Genomic DNA, 16,646 nt, shown 5'->3' with positions numbered 1-16,646 from the left:
ATCTGCACGTGCACACCGAGTACTCGATGCTCGATGGAGCCGCCCGCCTGGGCGACCTGATGCAGGCGACGAGGGCCTCGGGGATGAACGCCATCGCCACCACCGACCACGGCTACCTCTTCGGCGCCTTCGACTTCTGGAAGCAGGCCACCGACGCCGGCATCAAGCCGATCATCGGCGTCGAGGCGTACCTGACTCCCGGCACCGCACGCACCGACAAGACCCGTGTGAAGTGGCGCACCGATGAGAGCCAGCGCGGCGACGACGTTTCCGGCGGCGGCGCCTACACGCACAAGACGCTGCTGGCGGAGAACAACACCGGCATGCGCAACCTCTTCAAGGCCTCCTCGCTGGCCAGCCTCGACTCCGCATTCGCCAAGTACCCGCGCCTGGACCGCGAACTGCTCAACACCTACTCCGAGGGCCTCATCGCCACCACCGGCTGCCCCTCAGGCGAGGTGCAGACGCGACTGCGGCTGGGCCAGTACGACGAAGCCGTCAAGGCCGCATCGGAGTTCCGCGACATCTTCGGCAAGGACAACTACTATTGCGAGATCATGGACCACGGCCTGACGATCGAGCGCCGTGTGGTCAAGGATCTGCTGCGCCTGTCGAAGGATCTCGGCCTGCCGCTGGTGGCCACCAACGACCTGCACTACACCCACGAATCCGACGCCAAGGCCCACGAAGCGCTGCTGGCCCTGCAGTCGGGTTCGAAGCTCATCGAACCGACCTACGACCAGGGCGGCAGCCGCTTCGCCTTCTCCGGCTCCGGCTACTACCTCAAGACGCCAGCGGAGATGCGCGCACTGTTCAAGGAGATGCCCGAGGCGTGCAACAACACCCTCGAGATCGCCGAACGCTGCGAGATCTCCTTCGACACCAGCGCCAACTACATGCCCCAGTTCCCCTGCCCGCCCGGTGAGGACGAGACCTCATGGCTGGTCAAGGAAGTCGAGAAGGGCCTGCACTACCGCTACCCCAACGGCATCTCCGACGATGTGCGCAAACAGGCCGACTACGAGCTCGACGTCATCATCTCGATGGGCTTCCCCGGCTACTTCCTCGTCGTCGCCGACTTCATCAACTGGTCGAAGGAGAACGGCATCCGCGTGGGCCCCGGCCGCGGTTCGGGTGCCGGTTCGATGGTCGCCTACGCCCTGCGCATCACCGACCTCGACCCGCTGGAGCACGGACTGATCTTCGAGCGGTTCCTCAACCCCGACCGTGTGTCGATGCCCGACTTCGACGTCGACTTCGATGATCGCCGCCGCGGCGAAGTCATCGACTACGTCACCGAGAAGTACGGCGACGAGCGCGTAGCAATGATCGTCACCTACGGCACCATCAAGACCAAGCAGGCGCTCAAGGACTCCGCCCGCATCATGGGCAAGCCGTTCTCCCTCGGCGAGAAGCTGACGAAGGCGCTGCCACCGGCAGTCATGGCCAAGGACATCCCGCTGGCCGATATCGAAGAGCCCAAAGCACCGCGCTACGGCGAGGCAGGGGAGTTCCGCGAACTGCTGGAAACCGACCCCGAGGCGCGGGAGACCTTCGAGACCGCCAAGGGCCTTGAAGGCCTCAAGCGCGGGTGGGGCGTGCACGCCGCCGGGGTCATCATGTCCTCTGACCCGATCATCGACGTCATCCCGATCATGCGCCGGTTCCAGGACGGCCAGGTCATTACGCAGTTCGACTACCCCACCTGTGAGGGCCTCGGCCTCATCAAGATGGACTTCCTCGGCCTGCGCAACCTCACGATCATCTCCGATGCGATCGAGAACATCCGGCTGAACAAGGACTTCGATCTCGACCTCGAACATCTGGCCCTTGACGATGCGGAGTCGTACAAGCTGCTCTCCCGTGGTGACACGCTGGGAGTCTTCCAGCTCGACGGCGGTGGACTGCGCGGCCTGCTGCGCATGATGCGCCCGGACAACTTCGAAGACATCTCCGCAACGATCGCGCTGTACCGTCCCGGCCCGATGGGTGCCGACTCGCACACGAACTTCGCGCTGCGCAAGAACGGCCTGCAGGAGATCACTCCGATCCACCCTGAGCTCGCCGAACCGCTGGCCGAGATCCTCGACACCACCTACGGCCTCATCATCTATCAGGAGCAGGTGATGGCGATCGCGCAGAAGGTGGCCGGCTACTCACTCGGTCAGGCAGACATTCTGCGTCGCGCGATGGGCAAGAAGAAGAAAGCCGAGCTGGACAAGCAGCAGGTCGGGTTCTTCGGCGGCATGAAGGAACGCGGCTACTCCGAAGAGGCTGCGCAAGCACTGTGGGACATCCTGCTGCCCTTCTCCGACTACGCCTTCAACAAGGCCCACTCGGCCGCCTACGGGCTCGTGTCCTACTGGACGGCCTACCTCAAGGCCCACTACCCGGCCGAGTACATGGCAGCCCTGCTGACCTCAGTCGGGGACAACAAGGACAAGCTGGCTCTCTACCTCAGCGAGTGCCGGCGCATGCACATCACCGTGCTGCCACCGGACGTCAACGAATCAGCCAACAACTTCACCCCAGTCGGCGACGACATCCGCTTCGGCATGGGAGCAGTCCGCAATGTCGGCACCAACGTTGTCCAAGGCATCGTCGACGCCCGGCAGGAGAAGGGGAAGTTCACCTCCTTCAACGACTTCCTCGACAAGGTGCCCAGCCAGGTGTGCAACAAGCGCACCATCGAATCGCTCATCAAGGCCGGCGCTTTCGACTCCCTCGACCACAACCGGCGCAGCCTTGTTGAGATCCACGAAGAAGCAGTCGATGCTGTCATCGGCGTCAAGCGCCAGGAGGCCGCAGGCCAGTTCGACCTGTTCGCCGGCCTCGGCGAAGAGGACGAGTCGAGCTTTGCCGTCAAGATCCCCGAGCGCACCGAGTGGGAGAAGAAGGAGCTGCTGGCCTTCGAGCGCGAGATGCTCGGTCTCTACGTCTCCGACCATCCGCTCAACGGGCTCGAGGACATCCTGCAGTCAGAATCCGAGGGTTCGATCGCGCAGCTGCTCGACCCGGAGAATAAGCGCCAGGATGGATCCCAGACAAAGATCTGCGGCATGATCACCCAGGTCTCGCGGAAGGTCTCGAAGAACTCCGGTCGCCCGTACGCGATCGTCACGATCGAAGACCTCGAAGCGAGCATGGAGGTGATGTTCTTCGGCGACACCTACGAGCCGGTGGCCACCCTGCTGACCAATGACCTCGTCATCACCGTCACCGGCCGCATCCGCCGCTCCGATGACCGGCCGACCTCGCTCATGGCGATGTCGATGACGATCCCGGACGTCACCGACCGCGCCGACCGGCCGCTGTACGTGTCGATGCCGGTCGAACGCTGCACACCGGACCTCGTCGAGAACCTCAAGATGATCCTGCAGGCCAACCCCGGACAGACCGAGGTGCGGCTGTGCCTGACGAACCGCGACCGCACGACGATCATGCGTCTCGACCGCGGCCTGCGGGTGACAGCAGACCCGAGCCTGTTCGGCGATCTCAAGGGCCTGCTCGGACCCAGCTGCCTCACCACCCCAGCAACCACGTCGATCTTCTGATCGACAGCAGCGGCCGCACCTTCTCGCAGCTTGGGGCACCGGACGGCAGGAAAGCAGAGGACGTAGAATGGAGCGCGTGACTCACGCGCTCATGAATGTCCTCGACCTCACCGACACGCCGCTCGACCGCCGCACGCTGCGCCGGTCCGTGCCGCGTGCCCGCCTCGATTCAGCCTCCGCAGCCGAGGCGGTCATCCCGATCGTCGACGACGTCGAGACCCGCGGCCGCGCTGCCGTGCTGGAGTACACACAGAAGTTCGACTCCGTCAGCCCGGACCTGCTGCGCGTGCCCGCCGAGGAGCTCACCGCTGCCTGCGAGAACCTCGATGCCGGACTGCGCGCAGCACTGGAGGAGACCATCCGCCGCTGCCGGGAAGTCGCTGAGAACGATCGGCGTTCCTCAGCCACGACGACATTCTCCGGCGGCGGCTCCGTGACATCGCGCTGGCTGCCGGTCGAACGCGTCGGCCTCTACGTCCCCGGGGGGCTGGCCGTCTACCCCTCGACCGTCATCATGAACGCTGTTCCCGCCCAGGCCGCCGGCGTCGACTCGATCGCCATTGTCTCGCCCCCGCAGGCCAACGGCCTGCCCCACCCGACAGTGCTCGCCGCTGCCGCCCTGCTCGGCATCGACGAGGTGTGGGCCATGGGAGGCGCCCAGTCTGTCGCCGCACTGGCCCACGGATTCGACGACGGCGAAGAACTCGAACCGGTCGACCTCATCACCGGACCCGGCAACGCCTTCGTCGCAGCCGCCAAGGCACGGGTGCGCTCAGTCGTCGGCATCGACACGATCGCCGGCCCGACTGAGATCATCATCCTCGCCGACGACACCGCAGACCCAGCACTTGTGGCAGCCGATCTCATCAGCCAGGCCGAACACGACCCGATGGCCGCCTCCGTGCTCGTCACCGAGAGCCAGGACCTCATCGACGCCGTGCAGCAGGAGATCGCGCGCCAGGCAGCTGCTGCTGCGCATTCCGAACGCATCCGCACCGCACTTTCCGGGGAGCAGTCCGCGATCCTCAAGGTCGCCTCCCGGCAGGCCGGGCTGGCCGTCGTCAACGCCTACGCTGGTGAGCATGTCGAAGTGCTCGTCAGCGACCCGCAGGCAGCAGCCGAGCAGATCACCAACGCCGGTGCTGTGTTCATCGGCCCGTTCTCACCGGTGGCCCTCGGCGACTACTGCGCCGGGTCGAACCACGTGCTGCCCACCAGCGGAACCGCCGCCTACGCCTCAGCACTCGGCGTGCAGTCCTTCCTCAAGGGAAGCCAGATCATCGACTACCCAGCTGCGGCACTGGCCGAGGTCGCCGACCACATCGAAACGCTGGCAGCCGCAGAAGACCTGCTCGCCCACGGCGAGGCCGTCCGGCTGCGCCGCGGCAAGCCGGGAATGGAGGCCTGATGCACTGCCCGTTCTGCCGCCACCCTGACTCACGCGTCGTCGACTCGCGCACGGCTGAGGACGGCTCGTCGATCCGCCGTCGCCGTCAGTGCCCGCAGTGCTCCCGCCGGTTCACCACCATGGAAACCACCAGCCTGTCGGTCGTCAAGCGCTCAGGCGTGTCCGAGGAGTTCTCCCGGCAGAAAGTCGTTGCCGGTGTGCGCAAAGCATGCCAGGGCCGACCGGTCGGGGAGGACGATCTGGCCAAACTCGCCCAGCAGGTCGAGGAGAAGATCCGCTCCCAGGGCATCGCCGAGATCGAGGCCGACGAGGTCGGCCTGGCGATCCTGGAACCGCTGCGCGAACTCGACCAGGTCGCCTACCTGCGATTCGCCAGCGTCTACCAGAGCTTCGACTCGTTGGAGGACTTCGAAGCCGCGATCGAATCGCTGCGCGCCGAGCGCGACGAAGAAGCATGAGCATCCCGCTCACCCGGCTGAACGAATTGTGAGAAGAAGCTGGATCCGGTTCGTGAAACGACCAGAAGTAAGTGTAAGATAAAACGTGCGCCCAAGGCGCACGCCGCCTGTGGCATCGGAGGGGAAGCCGACGCCACGGGCGGCTTTTAATTTGCCCCAAAGATCGAGCGCCTCAGCAGCCGATGAGGCTGCCGAGGCGCGAACGGATCTTATGTGCGGTCCGCTGCTGCGATGAACGGTGCGAGGACCGAATCGCCGATGCTGAGGATCCTCAGCCGTGCCGTCGAACGGGTCAGCGACACATACAGCTGCCCGACTCCTGCCGCACTGCCGGCAGGGGCGATCGAGGCCGGATCGACGATGATGACGCTGTCGAATTCGAGGCCCCGGACCTCACTGGGATCGAGGACCGCGACGGCGTGATCGATGCCGGCGGGACCTGCAGCGAAGTCGACATCAGGATCAGATGCCAGCGCCGCCACGACACGATCGACGTGCTCAGGCATCGCGATGACAGCCAGCTGGCCGCCGCCGAGTTCGGCGCGTTCGCTGCGTACGATCTCCGGCAGCTGACGGCACAGCGACTCGATGTCGGCGAAGCCCTCAGCCAGCGGATCATAGGTGCCCTCACGCACCGGTGAAGGCACGGAGAGCTGCGGGAAGTACTCCTGCAGCAGCTCGTTGGCCACCGTCATGATGCGTCCGGGCGTCCGGTAGGAGACCGTCAGCTCCTCCATCTCGAAGCGATCGCCGACATGCGGGGCTAGCACCGAGGACCAGGTGCGGGTCGCATCCATCGTCGACGCCTGGGCAAGATCGCCGACGACTGTCGCCGATTTGCTCGGCACCCGCCGGAACAGCACCCGCCACTGCATGGGGCTGAGCTCCTGCGCCTCGTCGACCACGAGGTGACCGTAGGTCCACTCCCGGTCCTGCGCGGCCCGTTCGGCCAGCGTGCGCTCATCGGTGTCCTGCTGGTAGCGCTGGGAGATCGTCTCGGCTGAGACCATGTCACCCGTGCCGGTCATCTCAAGGACCGCCTGGGCGTACTCCAGCTCCGCATTCGGGGTGCCGGCCTGCTCCTGGGCTTCGAGCACCTCGCTGCTGGGCCCGATGAGCTCAGCGATCTCGTCGAGCAGCGGCACATCCTCAACGGTGATCTTCCCGCCGCGGGCACGGCGGATGAGGGCCATCTCCTCGATACGGAGGATCCCATCGGCGGCAGGCACCAGCCGGTGCGGCTTGCTCAGCAGGGCATCGAGCACTCCGCGCGGGCTCAGCGGCAGCCAGCACAGGTTGATCGCCACCCGCACGTCGCGGGCCCGGCGCAGCTCGTCGGTCAGCTCAGCGAGCACCTCGGGCGTGGGCTCGTAGTGCTTGGCAGCTGCCAGCGCTCCGGCGAGGAGGCTGAGCAGATGCTTGACGAAGGTCAGGCGCGCCCCGTTGTGCGGCTTGCCGCTGCGGCGTGCCCGGTCTTGGGCCTCCTTGACCATCGCCGGGGTCATGGTGATCGTGTGGCTGATCGTCTTGAGCTGCTGCGGCTCGTCGGGCACCCGCTGGTAGGCGCGCACCGCCCGCTTGATGACCTCAACCATCCGCAGGTCGCCCTTGACCGCAGCCGTTGGCGCGGTGTCGTGGGCGGTGGCGTTGACCTCGGGCATGAGCTGACCGGGGGTCAGCAGCACGGCACCGGTCTCACCGAGGCTGGGCAGCACCTGCTCGATGTACTTGAGGAATACCGGCGAGGGCCCGATGAGCAGCACACCGGATTTTGCGATGCGCTCCCGGTGCTGGTACAGCAGGTAGGCCGCGCGGTGCAGCGCGACTGCGGTCTTGCCGGTCCCCGGTCCGCCCTGTACGACCACGAGCCGATCGAGGGGACGGCGGATGATGCGGTCCTGTTCGGACTGGATAGTTGCGACGATGTCGCCCATCCGGCCGGTGCGATGGGCGTCGAGGGAGGCGATGAGAGCGCCTTCGCCGTGCAGCCCGGCGCGCTGCTGGGCACTGAGCGCCGACAGGTCGAGGACATCGTCCTCGACGCTGATGACTCGGCGGCGTCGCGTAGCGATGTGCCGGCGGCGGGTGAGGTCACCTGGGTTCTCGGCAGTCGCGCGGTAGAACGGCTCGCTGGCCGGGGCCCGCCAGTCCATCAGCAGCTGGGTGCGGTCCTGAGCGGAGATCCCGATGCGCCCGATGTAGGTTGTGGCGCCGGTGACGGTGTCGATGCGGCCGAAGCACAGCCCCTCTTCGGCATTGCGCAGGCGGATGAGCTGATCCTCATACATGCTTGCGAAGGCATCGCGTTCGGAACGGTTCTGGTGGTTGCCCCCGACATGCGTCCGGCGCACGTGGTTAAGGCTGGCAGCGGTCTCCTCACGCAACGCGTCGAGACGCGCGTAGACGGTGTTGAGGTGCTGCTGTTCGTGGCTGATCTCGGTCTCTTCGCTCACCTTCCGCCTTTCTGGTCGGCAATCAATTATGCCGTGTTCTTACGCCCCCGTCACCACAGGCATGTCGGCTGCACAGAATTGAGGAGGAGTTCACCTGCCTGTTGCCGGCCATCCGCAGAAGTCAGCGAGCTTCCGGCCCGCCAGCACCGAGGCGACGGCAGGGCCGGCGCGCAGCGTCTTGGCCAGTGCGATGTCGTCGATGTCCGTTCCCGAGGCGAGGGCGATGAGATTGCCGAATCGCCGGCCGCGCAGCTGGCTGGGATCGGCGATGAGCACGATGTGCGCAAAGTGCTGCCGCATCCGTGTCAGCTCTCCGCGGGCGCTGGCGTGCGGGGGACAGTCGGCGATGTTGGCGAGGTAGATGCCCTTGGGTCCAAGCGTGCGCGCGGCATGGGAGAAGAACGTGTCGTCGGCAAGCTGGCCCGGCGTCTCATCGGCGCTGAACGCGTCACGGACGACGAGGCTGAGGGCGTCGTCGCGAAACGTGGCGATCTCGACCGCACCGTCGCCTGCGCGCAGCTTGAGCGCAGGGGAGCGGGGCAGGTCGAACCACTCGCGGACGTATTCGAGGAGCTTCTGGTCGATGTCGATGGCGGTCTGCCGGGACCCGGGCCGGGTCGCGTCGATGTAGCGGGCCAGCGAGCAGCCGGCCGCCCCGATGTGCACAGCACGCAGGGTCTGACCTGTGCCGAAGAGCGCATCGATCGCGCGGGCCATCCAGTCGAGGTACTCGAAGTCCAGGCGGGTCGGGTCGCTGAGCGTGATGCACGAGCTCGGCACGCCGTTGACGTAGAGGACCCACGAATCGGGTTCGGCTGGCACCGGTTCGATGCGTGCGGTGCCGGTGGAGATGACGTACTCGCGCTGCTGTGCCTCGTCCCTGGCCCGTCTGCGTCCCATGCGCCTTACTGTAGACTGCCGGCGACTGCTGCACGCCAGCCGGGCACGACTGGTCGGCGTCGGTGTGCACAGCCTGCCGCTGTCCACAGCCGGGGCACGGCCCGCTGCCCGCAGCGGCGGCACGGCACACAGTGAGGACATGAATGCTGCTCCTGAACACCTCGCCCCTGAACTCATCAGCGCGGTCCCGCACCTGCTGACCTATCAGCCGACCGAGTCCCTGGTGCTGGTCAGCTACGACCATGACTGCGGACGCATCAGCTTCGGTCCGGCCCTGCGCATCGACTTCGGTTTCGAGGCCGTCGCCGCTGCTACCGAGACGGACCTGCTCGAACCGGTCTGTGCCTTAGCCCGGGTCTCGGCATCGCAGTACGTCATCCCGGTGCTCTTCTCCGCTGACATGGACGGAGCGGCGCGAGCGCGCTGGGCAGATGATCTGCTCGACAATGTCTTCGATCACTATGCGGTGCCCCTGAAGCTCATCGGCGAAGCACTGGAGTGCACCGGCTTCACCGCCCACAGCGCATGGTGGGTCTCACAGCTCGGGTACGGCTCCTTCACAGCGGGCATGCGCTCGGGGACGGTCTGCGAGCTTGAGCGCACCCAGTCCTTCCGCCAGCTCAGCCGCGCCAACGGTGACCCCTTCGCAAGCTTCTCAGCCGCCACCGCCCTGCCGGAATGCGACCTGGCCCTCGAGAGCGTCATCACCGGCACCCGGGGAGTGACCCACGATCGGGATGAGCTGTTCGAGGCGTGGCTGGCTGAGGTGCTGCGCTATGCCGAGCTCATCGAATCCGGTCAGCAGCACAGCCTCAACACGCTTCCGGCTCCGGATCCGAAGGCGGTGCTCGGACTGGAGGCTCTGTGTCAGGAGAAGTGGGGTCGCGATGCGGTGCTGATGCTCGTGAGCTTCGAACACAGCGCGTTTCTGCCCGAGGACATGCGGCGCCTGGAACTTGGCGAGTTCGCCGCCTACGCCGAGGCGGTCGCCCCGCTGGCGGAAGCTACCGCCGAGCTGCCGGGCTTGAGCTCACGGCGACCGAACGCCCGCGCGTCCGCCTACGGGATCCTGCTGCTCAAGATGATGGCCACCTACGTGCGGATGGAGCACCTGCCTGCGGTGCTGTCGATGATCGCCTGGATGGAATGGTCGATCGGGCGTGCATCTTTCGCCTTGTGCTTCGCCCGCAATGCGCTGACCATCGACAGCACGTGCACGCTCGCCAGGCTCGTCTCCCGAGCGGTCATGACGCCCACGCTGCCGCTGTGGGCGCATGAACCGGTGCCCGAACAGATCCTGGGTGATGAGCCTGCGACGTTGAGATCCGGATCCGCCCCTGTTGCGGCACTGCCGCCCCGCAAGGAGCCTGAGCCGCAGGAGCTTTCGTTCGACAGAGATGATCCTCCCGTGCTGGAGGGCTGAACTGTCGGATCAGCCGCGCCTGCCAGGTGGTGTGGCAGACATCACCTGGAAGAGGTCTTGTCAATCGGTCCGCTGCGTGCGTGTGATTAGCGCAGTGGGGAATATCGTGCCAGAATGGCGTGTTGACCCGGTCAGGCGGACGAGCTGTCCACAGGCTCGCCCTGCTTGACAAGGGTCTTACTGATGCTCGAAGAGTGTCAGCTGGGCCAGACACGACTCCTCCGAAAGGTGATCCAGTGCCGACAGACGCCAAGGGTTCGAGCACCACTGCCGCATCGACGGACACTTCGTCGAAGTCAACCGCATCGAAGAAGTCGGCAACGACCACGGCGAAGGCATCGGCCGCTTCGAAGAAACCCGCAGCGAAGAGCACCGCTGCGAAGAAGACGAGCACCGCGAAGTCGACCACGGCTGCGAAGACGACCGCTGCGAAGAAGCCAGCGGCCAAGAAGACCACCACCGCCAAGAAGGAAACGGCCGCGTCCTCCTCCGCCGGTGCCAAGAAGACCACGACTGCCAAGTCGACTGCTGAGAAGAATACGACGTCGACGGCGAAGAAGACCACCGCGACCAAGAAGACGACTGCCGCCAAGAAGTCTGAGGACGCAGAGAAGAAGACCACAGCAGCCGAGAAGAAGCCTGCGGCCAAGAAGTCGACCACCTCGACGACGGCAGCCAAGAAGACCACCGCGAAGTCGACAGCTGCGAAGAAGACCACCGCCAAGAAGACGGCGGCGAAGAAGACCACGGCCAAGGACGCCGAACTCGACGCTGAGGTCAAGGACGCCGCAGCTGCCGCCAAGGGCGCCGACGGTGCAGCACCTGAGGCACCTGTCGAGCAGCTCGAGGCAGAAGCCCTGGCTAGCGAGACTGAGACGAAGAACGCTCAGGAAGAGAAGAAGGACGAGGCCGTAAAGGAGGCCGGAGGCTTCGTCGTCTCCGACACCGACGACGATGACCAGCCGGCCCAGCAGGTCGTGTCCGCAGGTGCGACCGCCGACCCGGTCAAGGACTACCTCAAGCTCATCGGCAAGGTCGCGCTGCTCAACGCCGCAGAGGAGGTCGACCTCGCCAAGCGGATCGAAGCCGGCATGTACGCCGAGCACCTGCTCAACGCCGGAGAGGTCGCCGAAGCCAAGGACGTCCGCGATTACAAGTGGATCATCCACGACGGACGGCTGGCCAAGAACCACCTGCTCGAAGCCAACCTGCGCCTCGTCGTCTCCCTCGCCAAGCGCTACACCGGCCGCGGCATGCTCTTCCTCGACCTCATCCAGGAAGGCAACCTCGGCCTCATCCGCGCAGTCGAGAAGTTCGACTACACCAAGGGCTTCAAGTTCTCGACCTACGCCACCTGGTGGATCCGCCAGGCGATCACCCGTGCGATGGCCGACCAGGCACGCACCATCCGCATCCCGGTGCACATGGTCGAGGTCATCAACAAGCTCGCCCGCGTGCAGCGCCAGATGCTGCAGGACCTCGGTCGCGAACCGACCCCGGAAGAGCTCGCCAAGGAACTCGACATGACCCCGGAGCGGGTCATCGAGGTGCAGAAGTACGGCCGCGAGCCGATCTCCCTGCACACCCCGCTCGGCGAGGACGGCGACTCCGAGTTCGGCGACCTCATCGAGGACTCCGAAGCCGTCGTCCCGGCTGACTCGGTGAGCTTCACCCTGCTGCAGGAGCAGCTGCACTCGGTGCTCGACACGCTCTCCGAGCGCGAAGCCGGCGTTGTGTCGATGCGGTTCGGCCTCAACGACGGCCAGCCGAAGACCCTCGATGAGATCGGCAAGGTCTACGGGGTCACCCGTGAGCGCATCCGCCAGATCGAATCGAAGACGATGGCCAAGCTGCGCCACCCCTCGCGCTCGCAGGTCCTGCGCGACTACCTCGACTGACACATCGGACAGAGATGCACGGAGCCGGGTTCCCTCTGGGACCCGGCTCCTGTCATCAGCGACCCGACGTCCGCCCGGCTCTCGGTGTCACTGCTGGGCGAAGTAGTCTTCGAGCCCGGTGACAATCGCCTCGGCGTAGCGCTGCCGGCCATCTTCGGACTCCATGAGCTTGGCTTCGTCCCGGTTGCGCATCTCACCGCATTCGATCATCACCGCCGGCACCTCGGCGTGGTTGAGCCCGGCGATGTCGGTGCGGGCGACGATCCCGTCCTTGCCGTAGGCGGGATTCGGAGCGAACTCGGCATCTTCGAATGAGGTCACCATCTGCTCGGCGATGGCCCGGCTGGGCTCCTCGACACCGTCGTGGACGGCATCGTCGGCGACAATGACATGGAATCCCTTGGCCGAGGTGTCTTCGGTGCCGTTGGCATGGATGCTCACGAGCGCATCGGCATCAGCCTCACCGGCGAACTGGCCGCGCTCATCGACGCACGGGCCGACGCCGTCATCATCGGAACGCGACATCACCACCTCGGCGCCGGCGTCTTCGAGCAGCTGCTTGGCACGTTCTGCGACGTCGAAGGTGAAGGCGTGCTCCGGATAGTCACCGGCCGTGGCGGTACCGGTGGTGTTGCAGGCTTTCGTGCCGCCCCTGCCGTCGGGCACCTTGCGGTTGATCTCCGAGGGGTTCCTGCTGTTCTTGCCGTTGTGGCCGGGATCCAGCGCAATCGTGAGACCGTCGAGCACCTCCGGAGTCGCAGACGGGCTCGGCGAGCCGGAGCCGACCGTCTCGCCTGCCACCGGCGTCGTCACCGGCGCCGAGGTGGCTGGCGTCTCGGGCGCCGAGGCTGGGTCGCTGCCGCAGCCGGTGAGCAGAATGCCAGCGCTGAGCAGCACGGCTGACACTGCGCCGGTCGCTCGCGCCAGGGGAGGGGAGGTCATCACTCGTCCAGCGTAGCGGAGCGCCGATCCTGCGGTGCACGGCATGGCAGCAGGCGATCGGCCGCTTGAGCGCATAGACTCTGATGGCGGCACGCCGTGACCGCAGAGCACCAGCGACGACGAAAGGGTGGAAGCGTGGCAGTCAAGAAGGCCTCGGACAAGGAATACGGAGCGCGTCAGCTCTCCGTCCTCGAAGGGCTTGATGCCGTGCGCAAACGCCCGGGAATGTACATCGGCTCGACCGATTCGCGCGGGCTCATGCACTGCCTGTGGGAGATCATCGACAACTCCGTCGACGAGGCCCTCGGCGGCCACGGCGAGGACATCGACATCACCTTGCACCCGGATGGTTCCGTCACCGTCGCCGACAACGGCCGCGGCATCCCCGTCGACATCGAACCCAAGACCGGGCTGACCGGCGTTGAGGTCGTCATGACGAAGCTGCACGCCGGCGGGAAGTTCGGCGGCGGATCCTACGCTGCCGTCGGCGGACTGCACGGTGTCGGCGCCTCCGTCGTCAACGCACTTTCGGCGCGTCTCGACGTCGAGGTCACCCGTGCCTCGAAGATCTACCGGATGTCGTTTCAGCGCGGCAAGCCCGGCCGCTTCGATGACAGCAGCGGCGAGCCGTCCCCGGACAACCCCTTCACCCCCTTCAAGAAGGCCTCCGAACTCGACATCGTCGGCAAGGCCAAGCGCGGCGCGACCGGCACCCGCGTGCGCTACTGGGCTGACCCGCAAATCTTCCTCAAGGACGCCGACTTCACCTACGGCGCGCTCATCGACCGCGCCCGCCAGACGGCGTTCCTCGTTCCGGGCCTGGCGATCCGCGTGACCGACAACCGGGGGATCGCCCGCGACGAGACCGGCGAGATCATCGAATCCCGGGCCGAGGAGTTCCGCTTCGACGGCGGCATCTCCGAGTTCGTCGACCACCTCGCCCATGACGAAGCGCTGACCGACACCTGGCGGCTGACAGGTTCGGAGACCTTCAAGGAGACCGTGCCCGTCCTCGACGATCAGGGCCATATGGTCTCGACCGAAGTCGAACGCGAGATCGGCGTCGACATCGCGCTGCGCTGGGGCCGGGACTACGAGACCCGGGTCAAGAGCTTCGTCAACATTATCGCGACACCCAAGGGCGGCACCCACGTCGCCGGCTTCGAAACCGCGTTGCTGCGCACCGTGCGCAAGGCCGTGGAGGCCAACGCCCGCAAGCTCAAGGTCGGCAAAGACAAGCTGGAGAAGGACGATGTGCTCGCCGGCCTGACAGCTGTCGTCACGGTGCGGATGGCCGAACCGCAGTTCGAGGGCCAGACGAAGGAGGTGCTCGGCACCTCGGCCGTGCGTCAGATCGTGGCCCGGGCCGTCGACCGGCAGCTCGGGGAGATCCTGACCTCGACGAAGCGCCCGCAGAAGCAGCAGGCGATGCTGCTGATGGAGAAGGTCGTCTCCGAGATGAAGTCCCGGATCTCGGCGCGCACGCACAAGGAGAATCAGCGGCGCAAGACTGCGCTGGAATCCTCGTCCCTGCCCGCCAAGCTCTACGACTGCCGCAAGAACGACCTCGACCGATCCGAGCTGTTCATCGTCGAGGGTGACTCGGCGATGGGCACCGCCAAGCAGGCCCGGGACTCTGAGTTCCAGGCGCTGTTCCCCATCCGCGGCAAGATCCTCAACGTGCAGAAGGCTTCGGTCGGTGACATGCTTGCCAACGTCGAATGCTCGGCCCTCATCCAGGTGATCGGCGCCGGCACCGGCCGCACCTTCGACGTCGATGCCGCCCGCTACGGCAAGATCATCATCATGACCGACGCCGACGTCGACGGCGCGCACATCCGCACGTTGCTGCTGACGCTGTTCTTCCGCTACATGCGCCCGCTCGTCGAGGCCGGCCGCGTCTACGCCGCCGTGCCGCCGCTGCACCGCATCGAGGTGATCAACCGCGGCAAGGCCAACGACTACATCTACACGTATTCGGAGAAGGAGCTCACCCGCGAGCTGCGCAAGCTCGACCGGTTGAAGAAGGCGTACAAGACCCCTCAGCGATACAAGGGCTTGGGCGAGATGGACGCCGACCAGCTGGCCGAGACGACGATGGATCCGCAGCTGCGTTCGCTCAGGCGTGTGACGATGGCCGATGCAGAAGCCGCGGAGACGACGTTTGGACTGCTGATGGGCTCTGAGGTCGCACCCCGCAAGCAGTTCATCGTCTCCGGTGCCGCAGTCCTCGACGCCGAGAAGATCGACGCCTGATCACGGCTGCTCAGACGCTGAGCAGTTCGACCAGCGCGACCACCGGCGGACTGACGACCAGCGCTGCCGAGACGATGACGACTGCCGAGCGCAGCGCCCCAGACGGCTGCGGCAGCGGATGCTCCAACCGGGCGAGCCGCTCAGCGCTCAGAGTCCGGCTGTAATGTCCGGCCTGCATGCGGCTCATCTCCCGGACAGCGGCCGCAAGGTCATCAGCCGGCACCTCGCGGCGGGCCACATCATCGGCCATCACCTCGATGAGCCGGGTCACCTGGTCGAGCGCCTGGCGCGCGGCCGGCAGAAAGGGAAGTGCATGCTGCCAAGCGGCGAAGGGCAGCACGACGAGTTCGTGTCGGCTGCGCAGGTGGGCGCGCTCATGCGCGACGACAGCATCGCGTTCAGCAGGGCTGAGGGCGGCGATCAATCCCGTTGAGAGCACCGTGGTGCCGTGTTGGCCCTGCGGCAGGCAGTAGGCGACGAGCTCATCGACCTTGAGGATCCTCGTATTCGGCAGCTCCTGCGACGGCTCGGTGAGCACCGCGACAAGTTCCGCATGCCGACGACGCTGACGCCGCACCCTGATCCAGTGGATCACCAAGCTGCTGAGCAGACGCAGCAGCAGTGCAACCCCCAGGCCGACGAGCAGCCAGTTCCACCAGCTGAGAGCGCTGAGGCTGCGCTCATCTGCCGGTCCCGGGGTTCGGGTGAAGGGCATGAATGCGAGGATGAGGACCGCCGACGTCAGCGACAGCCCGCCGGCCAGGCCGATGGCCTGCCACAGCAGCAGACGCGCCGCCGGGTCACGGCTTCCGGGGTAACGGGCGAAGAGCCGGGGGATCGGCCAGGCAAGGACTACCGCGAGCGCTGTGAGCAGCACTGCGCTGAAGAGCATCAGGGAAGTGGGACTGTCAGCTGTCGGCGCCGCGGCGCTGGAGGAGCCGGCTGAGGAATGCCGTGTCGGAATCGGAGACAGTGCCGAGGAAGCGCGCGAGCACAGCCTGGCGGTCCGACGCCTGGTCGAGGACCTCATTCATGAGCTCGGCGACGTGCTCCTCGCGAGTGGAGAGCGCAAGATAGCGGTGCGGGCGCTCGGAGCGGTCTCGACGAGCGAAGCCCTTCTTCTCCAGGCGCGTGAGAACCGTATGCACGGTCGTCAGCGCGAGGTCGCGGTCAGCCAGCGCGATCCGGAGCTCGGCAGCGGTCATCCCGTCGACTGAGTTCCACAGCGCATTCATGACACTGCGCTCGAGTTCACCCAGAGTTGCCACCTACGTACTCTCCCTGTCGTGGTTTCGCCTGCTTTTAGCAACAGTTTAGTGCTGATATTGATGAGCACCTGACATAGTCCAATACG

11 protein-coding genes are annotated in these 16,646 nt (G+C 66.0%); 6 read left to right on the top strand and 5 right to left on the bottom strand.

Going from position 1 to position 16,646, the window contains the following annotated elements; genetic code table 11:
* Positions 1–26: 26 nt before the first annotated feature.
* From dnaE to nrdR, 3 genes are all read left to right on the top strand, one after another.
* A complete protein-coding gene (gene dnaE, locus HLA91_RS08310) occupies positions 27–3,554 on the top strand; it encodes a DNA polymerase III subunit alpha (protein WP_212754213.1) in 3,528 nt (1,175 codons plus the stop codon).
* A 67-nt stretch (positions 3,555–3,621) separates the two neighbouring features.
* Entirely contained in the window at positions 3,622–4,962 is a 1,341-nt protein-coding gene (hisD, locus tag HLA91_RS08305) for a histidinol dehydrogenase (protein WP_239557036.1), read from the top strand.
* Entirely contained in the window at positions 4,962–5,420 is a 459-nt protein-coding gene (gene nrdR / locus HLA91_RS08300; protein ID WP_170274291.1) for a transcriptional regulator NrdR, read from the top strand. Before hisD ends, nrdR begins: the two co-directional genes overlap by 1 nt.
* 209 nt (positions 5,421–5,629) lie before the next feature.
* On the opposite strand, the gene HLA91_RS08295 is transcribed toward nrdR, so the two are convergent.
* Both HLA91_RS08295 and HLA91_RS08290 read right to left on the bottom strand, forming a co-directional pair.
* Positions 5,630–7,873 carry a HelD family protein gene (locus HLA91_RS08295; protein ID WP_170274290.1) on the bottom strand — a complete coding sequence of 748 codons (2,244 nt, stop codon included), beginning with the start codon at positions 7,871–7,873 and terminating at the stop codon, positions 5,630–5,632.
* Between the two features lie 90 nt (positions 7,874–7,963).
* Positions 7,964–8,773: a spermidine synthase gene (locus HLA91_RS08290; RefSeq protein WP_170274289.1), complete on the bottom strand. Its 810-nt coding sequence runs from the start codon at positions 8,771–8,773 to the stop codon at positions 7,964–7,966.
* 139 nt (positions 8,774–8,912) lie between these two features.
* Here HLA91_RS08290 and HLA91_RS08285 point away from each other — a divergent pair, with 139 nt between their 5' ends.
* Together HLA91_RS08285 and HLA91_RS08280 are read left to right on the top strand one after the other, a co-directional pair.
* Complete coding sequence (locus HLA91_RS08285) at positions 8,913–10,196, top strand: DUF4192 family protein (RefSeq protein ID WP_170274288.1); 1,284 nt, start codon at positions 8,913–8,915, stop codon at positions 10,194–10,196.
* A gap of 236 nt (positions 10,197–10,432) precedes the next feature.
* Positions 10,433–12,094 (top strand): RNA polymerase sigma factor, encoded by a 1,662-nt coding sequence (locus tag HLA91_RS08280; protein WP_170274287.1) that lies wholly within the window; start codon positions 10,433–10,435, stop codon positions 12,092–12,094.
* 87 nt (positions 12,095–12,181) lie between these two features.
* Here the strand turns inward: HLA91_RS08280 and HLA91_RS08275 are convergent, their stop codons facing one another.
* Positions 12,182–13,036 (bottom strand): N-acetylmuramoyl-L-alanine amidase, encoded by an 855-nt coding sequence (locus HLA91_RS08275; RefSeq protein ID WP_170274286.1) that lies wholly within the window; start codon positions 13,034–13,036, stop codon positions 12,182–12,184.
* 135 nt (positions 13,037–13,171) lie between these two features.
* Between HLA91_RS08275 and HLA91_RS08270 the strand changes: the two genes are divergently transcribed.
* Positions 13,172–15,292, top strand: a complete 2,121-nt coding sequence (locus HLA91_RS08270; RefSeq protein ID WP_170274285.1) for a DNA gyrase subunit B — start codon at positions 13,172–13,174, stop codon at positions 15,290–15,292.
* Between the two features lie 10 nt (positions 15,293–15,302).
* Here HLA91_RS08270 and HLA91_RS08265 read toward each other — a convergent pair whose 3' ends face one another.
* Entirely contained in the window at positions 15,303–16,184 is an 882-nt protein-coding gene (locus HLA91_RS08265) for a M56 family metallopeptidase (RefSeq protein WP_170274284.1), read from the bottom strand.
* A 16-nt stretch (positions 16,185–16,200) separates the two neighbouring features.
* A complete protein-coding gene (locus tag HLA91_RS08260) occupies positions 16,201–16,560 on the bottom strand; it encodes a BlaI/MecI/CopY family transcriptional regulator (RefSeq protein ID WP_170274283.1) in 360 nt (119 codons plus the stop codon).
* Between the last annotated feature and the right edge of the window lie 86 nt (positions 16,561–16,646).

It is taken from the genome of Brevibacterium luteolum, from assembly GCF_013004595.1.
In the GTDB taxonomy this organism is placed as follows: Bacteria; Actinomycetota; Actinomycetes; order Actinomycetales; family Brevibacteriaceae; genus Brevibacterium; species Brevibacterium luteolum.
Note: the sequence above shows the minus strand (reverse complement) of the source record. Positions and strands in the feature narration are given on the sequence as shown.

Bases quoted from the DNA above. Each gene is read 5' to 3' on its own strand.
- HLA91_RS08290 (WP_170274289.1), bottom strand. From the start codon at position 8,773: ATGGGACGCAGACGGGCCAGGGACGAGGCACAGCAGCGCGAGTACGTC.
- HLA91_RS08275 (WP_170274286.1), bottom strand. From the start codon at position 13,036: ATGACCTCCCCTCCCCTGGCGCGAGCGACCGGCGCAGTGTCAGCCGTG.
- HLA91_RS08285 (WP_170274288.1), top strand. From the start codon at position 8,913: ATGAATGCTGCTCCTGAACACCTCGCCCCTGAACTCATCAGCGCGGTC.
- HLA91_RS08265 (WP_170274284.1), bottom strand. From the start codon at position 16,184: ATGCTCTTCAGCGCAGTGCTGCTCACAGCGCTCGCGGTAGTCCTTGCC.
- dnaE (WP_212754213.1), top strand. From the start codon at position 27: ATGCTCGATGGAGCCGCCCGCCTGGGCGACCTGATGCAGGCGACGAGG.
- nrdR (WP_170274291.1), top strand. From the start codon at position 4,962: ATGCACTGCCCGTTCTGCCGCCACCCTGACTCACGCGTCGTCGACTCG.
- hisD (WP_239557036.1), top strand. From the start codon at position 3,622: ATGGAGCGCGTGACTCACGCGCTCATGAATGTCCTCGACCTCACCGAC.